Source organism: Methylotuvimicrobium sp. (assembly GCF_050611805.1).
Lineage (GTDB): Bacteria > Pseudomonadota > Gammaproteobacteria > Methylococcales > Methylomonadaceae > Methylotuvimicrobium.
Window position 1 is genome coordinate 38,458 of sequence record NZ_JBNGHF010000035.1, and the last position, 10,819, is coordinate 49,276.

Below are 10,819 nucleotides of genomic sequence, written 5' to 3' on the forward strand. Positions count from 1 at the left end.
ATGTGTTCAAGGCGCAAAGTACTTTCGACAATCGCTGGTTGAGCAGCGACATCGTTACGCAGGCTGGCTTGGTCAGCTTCGTAGTCGGCAACAAATTGTTGAATGTGGCAGTCTCCGACGGTATCGGTAATACGCCGCTGGCAAACCAAGAAGTGATCGTCATGACTCGCGAGTCGGACGGCGTTTTGAAATGGTTCCGCCGGGAACATACCGATGCTAATGGTCAATTGAGCCTGGACTTGCCTGGCTTGGGTAACGGTACCGACTATGTTCTGCGTACGACCAAGAAACACGGCAGCGGCATCGTTTATTCCTCCGATATTCAACAAACCGGCAATCACGTCTTTAAGGTCGGCAATGTCCGGGTCAAAGCGGTCAACGGTCAAACCGGCGGCGCCTTGGCGGAATACCGGGTCAACGCCTATGTTCACCAGGCCGACGGCAAGGATGTATATGTCAGCGGCAGCGCGACCCATACCGACGCCAGCGGATTTGCCGATTTCGATTTGCCGGAGCTGGGCGGCGGCAAGATTTATGTGTTCAAAGCGCAAAGCACTTTCGATAACCGTTGGCTGACTAGCGAAACGGTGACGCAAGGTGGTTTAGTCAATTTCGTGGTCGGCAACAAATTGTTGAATGTGGCAGTCACCGACGGTATCAATAATCAACCTCTAGCCAATCAAGAAATTACAGTACTACGTAAAGAACCCGACGGAAACCTGGCCTGGTTTAGACGGGAAAATACCGATGCTAACGGTCGCTTGAATTTCGATTTGCCGGGATTGGGTAGCGGGACTCATTATGTGTTGAGAACTCAACAGCTCTACGGAACCGGCACGGTATTTTCCGGCGATATCGCTAATACCGGGAATTTCGATTTCAGAGTCGGCAATTTGCAAGTCACGGTGCTCGATGGCGCGAACGGTCAAGCGATTATAGGTCAGGATATTACCGTAATGGAAGAATTGATCGACGGCAGCTTGTCTTGGTTCGCCCGCGTACCGACCGATCAAAACGGCAGTATTCCATTGCATTTACCCGATCTCGGTCAAGGCCGTAAATATGTTTTGCGGGCGCAAACGCCTTTAGATAAACGTTGGGTCAACAGCGATTTGATCGTTAACGCCGGTACCTTTAACTTTACCGTCGGCAATAAATTATTAAATGTAACCATGCTAAATGCGCTCGACGGAAAAGGTTTGGCCAATGTCGAGATTACCGCCTACGAACGTCTGCCGGATCAATCGCTACGTTGGTTTCAACGGAAAAGCACCGATGCCGAAGGACGCATCGATTTCGACTTGACCGATCTAGGAAAAGGCTCCAGCTATGTGCTGCGCGCAAACCCTTACGGCAGATGGATAGACAGTAAAGATATCGATAAAACCGGACCGTTCCAATTCCAAGCCGGTGCGATTGCGGTTAAATTGTCTAAAGCCGAAACAGGAGAAGTCATGCCCGGCCATAGCCTGGTATTGTATGAAAAAGGTACGGACGGACGCTTGAACTGGCGTGCTTCGTTAGTGACCGATAATGCCGGCGTAGTCCGCTTCGATCCGGAAGGTTTGGGCGACGGCCGCTTGTTCGTGGTTAGGGCGACCAATTTATTCGATAACGACAAACGTCATTATAGTCGTTGGATTAGTCAAAAAGGCTGGGTAAATTTTGTCGTCGATCCAGAAGATCCGGATAAACTCGACGACGAGCCGCCTATCTTCATGGCATTTACGCCAAATAATAATGCGAACTTGGCGGATCAAGGTTTCCAAATCCGCATGAAAGTTACCGATAACCAAGAAGTCGATAGGGTCGAACTTACTGTAATCGATCCCGTTGCGGGAACGATTTCCGGTGGTGCGCGCCTAGATCAAGGCGATTGGCTGTTTTCTGTGAACAACTCGATGTTGACGGCCGATCAGACGGTTTCGATCAATGCCGTTGCTTTCGACAAAGTCGGCAATAGCACGTCCGAAACCAAACAATACCACATCATAAAAGATGAACAGGCTCCGCAAATTAGCGTTGCATCGCATCGAAGCGGCGATCAAATCGATGAGCACGGTCTGGCTTTACTGGGTAGCGTTAGCGACGATACCGGAGTCAAATCGCTATTTGCGACTGTAACCGATCCAATTAAAGGCATTATCGTCAATAACCGTGCGCTTGAAATCGGTGATAACGGTCATTGGGGTTTGGCGGTTCGCGGATTAAGCCGCGGAGGTGAGGTGACCGTGGCTTTGTCGGCCGAAGACTGGGCCGGTAACCGCAGTGTTAACGAGCTATTGTTACCTGTCATGAAAGAGGCGGTCAGTGCTGCTCAGTTATTAAGTAGAACAACATTCGGCGCGACACCGGAGTTACTGAGCGAAATACGCACAATCGGCGCGGATGCCTTTTTGCAAAAGCAGTTAAATCCGGCGTCAATCGACGACAGCGAGCTTGACACTTATTTGGAGAACTTACTGGATCAAGACATAAACGACTTATTCAAGTTGCAATATTCTCAAATTGCTCGGGCAACTATGAGTAAAAGACAGTTATTGGAAGTGATGGCCAGGTTTTGGGAAAATCATTTTAATACTGATCGCAGTAAAACCGCTAACGACTTCGAAGCAGCCGAAAACGAGGGATTTAGAACCCATGCTCTAGGCCGCTTTAGAGACTTGTTGGGAGTCAGCGCGAAGAGCCCGGCGATGTTGCTTTATTTGGATAATCACCGTAGCCATAAAAACGAACCGAATGAAAACTATGCCAGGGAGTTGCTTGAGTTACATACTTTAGGTGTCGATAACGGATATGAAACTCAGGATATTGCCGATGTTGCCCGTGTGTTTACTGGGTGGCGTCTGGATTGGAACAGCAGAGCGTTTGCTTTTCATTCATGGGCGCATGACAACGGCGAAAAAACTGTGCTCGATACGGTGATTCCTGCCGGATCCGGAATGGCCGGCGGCGAGATGGTATTAGACTTATTGGCCAATCATCAAAGTACGGCAAAAAATATCTGCAATAAATTGCTTAAATTGCTGGTTTCCGACCAGCCCGCCGAAACGTCTATCCAAAGTTGTGCCGATGACTTTATCGCTTATGCCGACTTGGATAACCAAATAGCCTTGGTCTTGGAAGGCATTATCCGGTCTCCGGCATTTTCCGCTTCAACCAATTTCCATAACAAGGTCAAAAATCCGTTGGAGTTTACAGTAGGATTCTTCAGGCAATTACCGGTGACGATTAATCATGCCAATACTCGTCAATTGATGAGAGGGATGGGCATGCATCTTTTTTATTATCCTGCGCCTACCGGATGGGCTGAAGAGGCCGATCATTGGGTGAATTCCGGGCAGATGACGCAACGTTGGCAGTTTGCGGGACAAGCATTGTTTAACAACCCGTCTGTCTGGCGAAATTATTGGGAGGAGCCCGTGCGATTCTTTATCGACAATGGAATAGAAACGACCGAAGGCGTATTGGCTTACATATTCGAGCTGACCATGAGTCACGACTATACACAAATGGAGTTCGAAACGGCAAAAGCCGTATTAACCGCCGATAACACTGAACGCTTCGATATTTACGATGATAAAGCGGATGCCAAGCTGCGTAAGGCTATTGCGCTGATTTTGAAATATCCTGCTTATCAATTGCAATAGAGGAATACGATCATGAAAAGAAGAAATTTCTTAAAGGGTTTGGCGGCAATGCCGGTCTTCGGTCGCAGTGCCTTATCGGCCGTCGGGTTGCTATCGAGTGCCGGAAGCGCTTTTGCCAACGGTTTCGCGGGAAAAACCTTGGTGGTGATTTTTCAACGGGGCGGTTGCGACGGATTGAATACAGTCGTTCCTTACGGTGAGGACGAGTATTATCGCTTAAGACCCGATATTGCAATTGCCCGTCCAGGGTCCGGAGTCGGTGGCGCCTTGGACTTAGACGGTTTTTTCGGACTGCATCCGGCCATGAGCGCGATGCATGAGATTTATCAACAAGGGCATTTGGCTGTTTTACCGACCGTCCATTATCATGACGGCAACCGTTCGCATTTTACCAGCCAAGACTTCATAGAAAGCGGAACGCCCGGTACGAAACGAGCGGACGGTTGGTTGAATAGATATCTAACGAGTCGGAGCCAAGAGGCCGATATGCGCGCGGTTAGTTTCGGTAGTTTGGTACATGCGTTGAAAGGCTCAACGCCGGTTGCCGCAATCGATTCTTTGGATGCGCCGGTTTCCGGTTTGGACAATGAGGTATTAAGTCAATTATCCGGGATTTATCAACAACCGGTCTCTTCCGCGTTGAAAGAACGCTTGCTTTTGAAGCAGCACGGCGAATTGGCGCTCGATAATCTCTTAGTGTTGGATCAATACCGTCAGCAGTCTTATATTCCGGATAACGGTGCAGTCTATCCCGAAACGGAGTATGGCCGACAATTACGCGATATTGCCCGCTTGGTTAAGGCGCGTGCTGGACTCGAGGTGGCTGCAGTCAATATCGGTGGATGGGATAATCATTCCGGACAAGGTGGAGCGGAAGGTACTCAGGCGAATCGCTTGAGCGAATTCTCCAACGGTATTGCTGCACTGTACAAGGATTTGGGGGCTGCTTACATGAACGATGTCGTGATTGTCACCATGACCGAATTCGGCAGAACGGCTAAACAAAATGCTAGCGGCGGGACCGATCACGGGAATGCTTCAAGTTGGTTTGTTATCGGTCATCAAGTCAATGGTGGCATTTACGGCGAGTGGCCGGGTTTGTCGTCCGAGCAATTGTATTTGGGGCGTTATCTTACTCATAGTACGGATTTCACCGATATTTTCGGCGAGATCATCGTCAAGCATTTCAATCATGCATCGAGTTTGGCTGGCGTATTGCCGGGCAGCCATTATCAAACGGTGGGTTTTATGTCATAGGAATATGCAAAATAACTTTTCGTTATGAGAAAAACGAATTATTCCGCTCGCTCTATGTGGTCGAAGGATTATACTTCGCGCGGTCACATTTGCGGTTTTCTAACGCGCTCTTTTATCCGAGAGCGGCGTTGCGAAAACAGTTACATAGCTTGCTATGCGCCTGTTTTCGCGCCTTGCTCTCGAAAAAAATAGCCTTGCCATAAAAGCCGCAAACATGACCGCGCGAAGTATAGCGAAAAGTCGTTGAAATGTACTTTTCCTTTTCAACTGCCCCTGTCGATAGATAGAAAAAAGCGTTATATTGAAACCTACGTTGACATTCATTTGAAATTTACGCGGGTTCACCATGGCAATTAGCGCATTCGATATATTTAAAATCGGCATTGGACCGTCCAGTTCTCATACCGTTGGTCCCATGAGAGCGGCTATGCAATTCGCTTTGAAATTGGACGAAGGCAAAATTTTAGAGCAGGTTGAAACAATCACTGTGGCACTTTACGGGTCATTAGGAGCGACCGGTAAAGGCCATGGTACCGACAAAGCGGTGATGTTAGGGCTTGAGGGCGAGTCGCCGGATTGCATCGATCCGGATATCATTCCGGGCAGACTGGAAGCGATTAGGCAAAACGGTCGTCTACAGGTCTTATCGCGCCACTCCATTCAATTTATCGAGAAAAAACACCTGCAGTTTAACCGTAAGGTCTTGCCGTTTCATTCGAATGGGCTGCGTTTCACAGCAATTGATGCATCAGGAATCGAGCTGTTGCAGAAAGATTATTATTCGGTCGGTGGCGGTTTTGTGGTTAGCGGCGAGCTGGCTGCGACCGATCGTTTGATCGATGACGATACGTGTTTGCCTTATCCGTTTAAGACAGCCGATGGTTTGCTGAAATTATGCAAGGAACATAAGAAGTCGATAAGCGAATTAATGCTGAATAACGAAAAAGCTTGGTTGAGCGAGGCTGAAATACGAAAAAATCTATTGGCTATTTGGCATGTCATGCAGGCCTGCGTTGAAAGAGGGATTGCTCAAGAAGGCGTGCTGCCTGGCGGTATGAAAGTTAAACGTCGAGCGGCGCAAATTTATAAGCAACTGATACATGAAATTCCTTCGCATGCTCCGGGATTGCCTCCCGGTAAACTCGATTGGGTCAATCTGTTCGCGTTAGCGGTAAATGAAGAAAACGCCGCGGGTGGGCGTGTCGTGACTGCGCCAACCAACGGCGCGGCAGGAATTATTCCGGCTGTACTGCACTATTATTGGAGATTTTGCGAGGGTGCGAATGAAGAGGGTGTGATTCGTTTTTTATTGACCGCCGCCGCAATCGCGATTCTATACAAGGAAAATGCCTCAATTTCCGGGGCAGAAGTCGGTTGTCAGGGAGAGGTTGGAGTCGCCTGTTCGATGGCGGCAGGCGCTTTGGCCGAAGTGTTGGGAGGGTCGCCTGAACAGGTGGAAAATGCCGCCGAAATCGGTATGGAGCATAATTTAGGCTTAACTTGCGATCCGGTCGGCGGTTTAGTGCAAGTGCCTTGTATCGAACGCAATGCGATGGGTTCGGTTAAGGCTATCAATGCCGCACGTATTGCATTGCGAGGCGACGGTTCGCATTATGTATCGTTGGATAAAGTGATTAAAACGATGCGCGAGACCGGTGCCGATATGAAAACCAAATACAAGGAAACCGCTCGCGGTGGATTGGCGGTTAATTTGATCGAGTGTTAGGGAGGCCCTAATAATTCCAAGTACAAGTTATCGATTCCTCGTTCCCACCGCTCCTGCGTGGGAACGTCTAAGTACCGCTCCAGCGGTACGAGACGCTAGAGCGTCTCGGTTTTCATTCCCATGCCGGAGCGCTCATCGTTATACATAAGTCAAAAATTACCGCTTTGCAATCTTAGCTAATGAGTCTTCGATACCATTTATTGTTACTTAACACTTTCGACCTCGAGATCGCGATCAGGGGATCGCTCCCACAGAGCATCCGACCCTTTGTGGGAGCGACGCCTTCGTCTTCCCTCACCTAACGCTAGGTGAGGGAAAGCCACTGATGTTCAATATCCGCAGATTTATCAAACAGCACCGTTTCCAGGTCTACGATGACCTCTGTTTAGCAAGTTTACCGATACTTGTGTATAACGGCGAGCGCCGGAGCGTGGGAACGATAGGGGTGTGAATAATTACCTTTTATTCTTAGACGGTTTTTCAATCAAAAGGGAGTAAAAGTTCAAGCGATTTGAATCTGAGGTTTTTTTGTTATTGAGGTTATTCGTCGAACCCAATAAAATCCCAGACTTTTCCGGCCATGGTTCTGCTTTCCCGTTCCGGTACCGGCGGTCCGTCCGGAAAATTCAGTTCATAAACACGCGAGGCATTGTTAGCCAGTGTTTCCATACCCAGTTTTTTATAAGCTTCAATCATAACCTCCAACGCAAACGGAACGGCGGTTGTGCGCTGGTAATTGTTCACGACTTCGGACGCGCGGTTAACCGCCGCGACATAGGCTTTACGCTTCAAATAGAACCTTGCGGCATGCACTTCGTGCATCGCCATATTATTGCGTAGCGCGATCATTCGCTGTTGTGCGTCGGGGATATATTGACTGTCCGGGAAGCGGCTGATTAATTCCTGGAAATTATTGTAGGCTTCCCGAGCGCTGCCCGGATCGCGTTGCGAGGTATCGGTAGGTAAAAATCTTTCGAGAAATCCGATGTCGCGATTGTAATTAACCAATCCTTTCAAATAATAGGCGTAATCGACGCTGGGGTTGCGGGGATGAATTTTAATAAACCTCTCGGCGGCTGCAATCGCAGCTTCGGAGTCGTCATTTTTGTAATATGCATAAGCAATATTCAATTGTGCCTGAGCGGCATACTCTCCAAACGGAAAACGCGACTCGAGCGTTTCGTACATTTTGATCGCTTTTTGATAATAACCGTCGTCCATCGATTCTTTGGCCGACGTATGCAGTTTTTCCTCACTCCAGTCTTTATATTCGTCTGTGCTAGTGCTTTCCAGGTTGAAGTTTTTTAACGTTTCGCAGCTCTGAAGTGACAGGCCTAAGGTAAGAACGAGAAAGAATTTTACTAAAAATAATCGCATAGAGCTGACGACACGTTGTAATATGTACGGTTTTTTCGTTGTGGATGAACTGGTTTCGTCGAGCGCAAGATGCGCTCGACGCTAATTAAGCAACGAGTATAACTTAACGGCGAACTAATCAGAAGACATAAGTTATGACAAGATTATCGGCACAAATTCCCGAAGAAATGGCGGGTATGCGTTTGGATCAAGTGCTTGCTGAGCTATTTTCGGATTATTCCCGAAGTAAGCTACAGACTTGGCTGAAAGCCGGGCGGGTGATGATTAACGGCGCCCAATTAAAGGCCAAAGACAAGGTCGAAGGCGGAGAATCCATTGAGCTCGATGCTGAAGCCGAGGTGGTTTTGGAATGCGAGGCGGAAGCGATTCCGCTGGATATCGTTTATGAAGACGAGTCCTTGTTAATCATCAATAAGCCGGCGGGTTTAGTCGTGCATCCGGCAGTCGGTAATTGGACGGGGACTTTGCAGAATGCCTTGCTCAATCATGTGCCGAGCCTCGAGACCTTGCCGAGAGCCGGCATTGTGCATCGCATCGACAAGGAAACGAGTGGTTTGTTGATGGTCGCAAAAACGCTTCAAGCCCATAACAGCCTGGTTAAACAACTACAAGAACGTTCGATAGAAAGAGAATACTTGGCGATTACCAAAGGACGAATCATCGCCGGTGCGACGATAGACGAGCCGATCGGCCGGCATCCGACCGATCGTAAGCGCTATTCGGTCAGGCAAACGGGCAAGGATGCGGTAACCCATTATCGGGTTGTCGAACGTTTCGCTAGGCATACTCTAATCCGCGTTAAATTGGAAACCGGGCGCACGCATCAGATTCGGGTCCATATGGCGTATGTTCATTTTCCATTGGTTGGCGATCCGGTTTACGGCGGGCGTTTTCAGTTGCCGCCGGACTGTTCCGAACAATTGGAGATAGAGCTTCGGGCATTCAAGCGTCAAGCGCTTCATGCCGAAAAACTGGGATTGTTGCATCCTGAGACGCAAGAGTACTACGAATGGATTCAACCTTTACCCGACGATATGATTCGATTATTGGCCGCATTACGAGACAATGAACAGCCCTAAGTATTGGCTAAAGCCCGATTGGCCTGCGCCGGCCAATGTTTTCGCCGCAACGACCCTGCGAAGCGGCGGTTTCAGCATTGGATCGTTTCAAAGCCTTAATCCCGCGATGCATGTTGGCGATAAGCCTAAGCTGGTGTTGAAGAATCGGCAACGGATCATCGACATGCTCGATTTGCCGAATGCGCCGGTTTGGTTGAATCAAGTGCATGGACAAACTGTAGTCGATGCGGCGCAAGTGAATACGCTGGTCGAGGCCGACGCGAGTTTTAGTCATGAGCCGGGAGTCGTTTGTACGGTATTAACCGCCGATTGTTTGCCGGTATTGTTGTGTTCTCGCGACGGACGCAGTGTTGCAGCCGTTCATGCCGGCTGGAGGGGGTTGTTGGCTGGCGTGATCGTTGAAACCGTTAAGGCGATGAAAACGCTTGATCTATTGGTTTGGCTTGGACCGGCGATAGGGCCGGATGCCTTTGAAGTCGGTGACGACGTACGTACTGCGTTTATTGAAAATAACGCGCGGTATGTCGGTGCATTTCGTGCAGCCGAAAAGGGTAAATGGTTGGCCGATATTTATGGTTTAGCGCGTATCAATCTGGCTTTAGCCGGTGTTGAAAGCGTTTATGGCGGACAGTTTTGTACCCTGTCCGATGTCGAGCGGTTTTATTCGTTTCGACGCGATAAGGAGACAGGCAGGATGGCAAGTTTAATTTGGAGAGTATAAAATTGTTATGAATTTGTTGTTTTTAATTATTATTTTTACTGCGTTGGGCGGGGTTTTAAGCGTTTTGGCGGCTTCGTTTTTTTTATGGCTGGATGATGCTCAGCGGGCTAGGGTTTTGCCGCATGGCATCAGTTTCGCGACCGGCGCATTATTGGCAGTGGCCTTTTGGGGCTTGATTCCGCATGCTTTCGAGGATGTCGACTCGGATCGTATTCAAAGTTTGTCGGCGGTGATTATGGCTGGAATTCTGGGTTTTTTTATGCTGGAAAAGCTGTTGGTTTGGCGACATTGCCATCATAACCATTGTGAAGCTCATGGCGAAGACGCAGAGGGTCACCATCCGGCCGGAATGTTAATTTTGCTGGGTGACGGGATTCATAATTTTGTCGACGGCATACTGATTGCCGCGGCATTTTTAACCGATGTCAAGCTTGGTATCGTAACGAGTTTAGCAGTTGCCGCGCATGAGATTCCGCAAGAAGTCGGCGATTTCGCAATATTATTGCAAAGCGGTTATTCCAAAGGCAAAGCGCTTTTATACAATATCCTATCGAGTCTTGCGACGGTCGTTGGCGGCATTATTGCCTATTTTAGTTTGGAAGACCTGCATGATAGTCTTCCGTATTTTTTAGCGATGGCGGCTTCGAGTTTTATATACATCGCTGTAGCCGACTTGATTCCGACCTTACATGAAAAAACCGAGTTGAAGGTTTCAGTGCAACAAGTCGCATTAATTGCAGCCGGGGTGTTGTTGATTTGTTCGCTGCATGGATTTGCCCATGATATTGAATTGGAAAGCCTTGAGCGGAAGCACCAGGAAGGTGGAAGATAATTGCGGAAAGCGGAAAGCGGAAAGCGGAAAGCGGAAAGCAGAAAGCAGAAAGCAGAAAGCAGAAAGCAGAAAGCAGAAAGCAGAAATTAGAGCTTGACAAACTATTTGAAACCCTCATCATTCTGCTAACTGCTAACTGCTAACTGCTAACTGCTAACTGCTAACTGCTAACTGCTA

7 protein-coding genes are annotated in these 10,819 nt (G+C 48.6%); 6 read left to right on the plus strand and 1 reads right to left on the minus strand.

Annotated features, from left to right (window positions below):
• The 3 genes from ACRJJO_RS15710 to ACRJJO_RS15720 all read left to right on the plus strand — a co-directional run.
• The coding region (locus ACRJJO_RS15710) for a DUF1800 family protein (RefSeq protein ID WP_431066615.1) at positions 1 to 3,650 on the plus strand (3,650 nt) is incomplete at its 5' end.
• Positions 3,651 to 3,662: 12 nt separating this feature from the next.
• Positions 3,663 to 4,907 (plus strand): DUF1501 domain-containing protein, encoded by a 1,245-nt coding sequence (locus ACRJJO_RS15715; RefSeq protein ID WP_431066616.1) that lies wholly within the window; start codon positions 3,663 to 3,665, stop codon positions 4,905 to 4,907.
• Positions 4,908 to 5,253: 346 nt separating this feature from the next.
• On the plus strand, positions 5,254 to 6,633 hold the full coding sequence (locus ACRJJO_RS15720; RefSeq protein ID WP_431066617.1) for an L-serine ammonia-lyase: 1,380 nt from the start codon (positions 5,254 to 5,256) through the stop codon (positions 6,631 to 6,633).
• Positions 6,634 to 7,173: 540 nt separating this feature from the next.
• Here ACRJJO_RS15720 and ACRJJO_RS15725 read toward each other — a convergent pair.
• Entirely contained in the window at positions 7,174 to 8,010 is an 837-nt protein-coding gene (locus ACRJJO_RS15725) for an outer membrane protein assembly factor BamD (protein WP_431066618.1), read from the minus strand.
• Between the two features lie 134 nt (positions 8,011 to 8,144).
• Between ACRJJO_RS15725 and rluD the strand changes: the two genes are divergently transcribed.
• Genes rluD through ACRJJO_RS15740 form a run of 3 tightly spaced genes read left to right on the plus strand, consistent with a single transcriptional unit; the run spans position 8,145 to position 10,642 of the window.
• Entirely contained in the window at positions 8,145 to 9,089 is a 945-nt protein-coding gene (gene rluD, locus ACRJJO_RS15730) for a 23S rRNA pseudouridine(1911/1915/1917) synthase RluD (RefSeq protein ID WP_431066619.1), read from the plus strand.
• Positions 9,076 to 9,810 (plus strand): peptidoglycan editing factor PgeF, encoded by a 735-nt coding sequence (pgeF, locus tag ACRJJO_RS15735; RefSeq protein WP_431066620.1) that lies wholly within the window; start codon positions 9,076 to 9,078, stop codon positions 9,808 to 9,810. Before rluD ends, pgeF begins: the two co-directional genes overlap by 14 nt.
• Positions 9,811 to 9,817: 7 nt before the next feature.
• On the plus strand, positions 9,818 to 10,642 hold the full coding sequence (locus ACRJJO_RS15740) for a ZIP family metal transporter (RefSeq protein WP_431066621.1): 825 nt from the start codon (positions 9,818 to 9,820) through the stop codon (positions 10,640 to 10,642).
• Positions 10,643 to 10,819: the final 177 nt, after the last annotated feature.

Coding starts and splice junctions, on each gene's coding strand:
- ACRJJO_RS15715 (WP_431066616.1), top strand. CDS start 3,663: ATGAAAAGAAGAAATTTCTTAAAGGGTTTGGCGGCAATGCCGGTCTTC.
- ACRJJO_RS15720 (WP_431066617.1), top strand. CDS start 5,254: ATGGCAATTAGCGCATTCGATATATTTAAAATCGGCATTGGACCGTCC.
- ACRJJO_RS15725 (WP_431066618.1), bottom strand. CDS start 8,010: ATGCGATTATTTTTAGTAAAATTCTTTCTCGTTCTTACCTTAGGCCTG.
- rluD (WP_431066619.1), top strand. CDS start 8,145: ATGACAAGATTATCGGCACAAATTCCCGAAGAAATGGCGGGTATGCGT.
- pgeF (WP_431066620.1), top strand. CDS start 9,076: ATGAACAGCCCTAAGTATTGGCTAAAGCCCGATTGGCCTGCGCCGGCC.
- ACRJJO_RS15740 (WP_431066621.1), top strand. CDS start 9,818: ATGAATTTGTTGTTTTTAATTATTATTTTTACTGCGTTGGGCGGGGTT.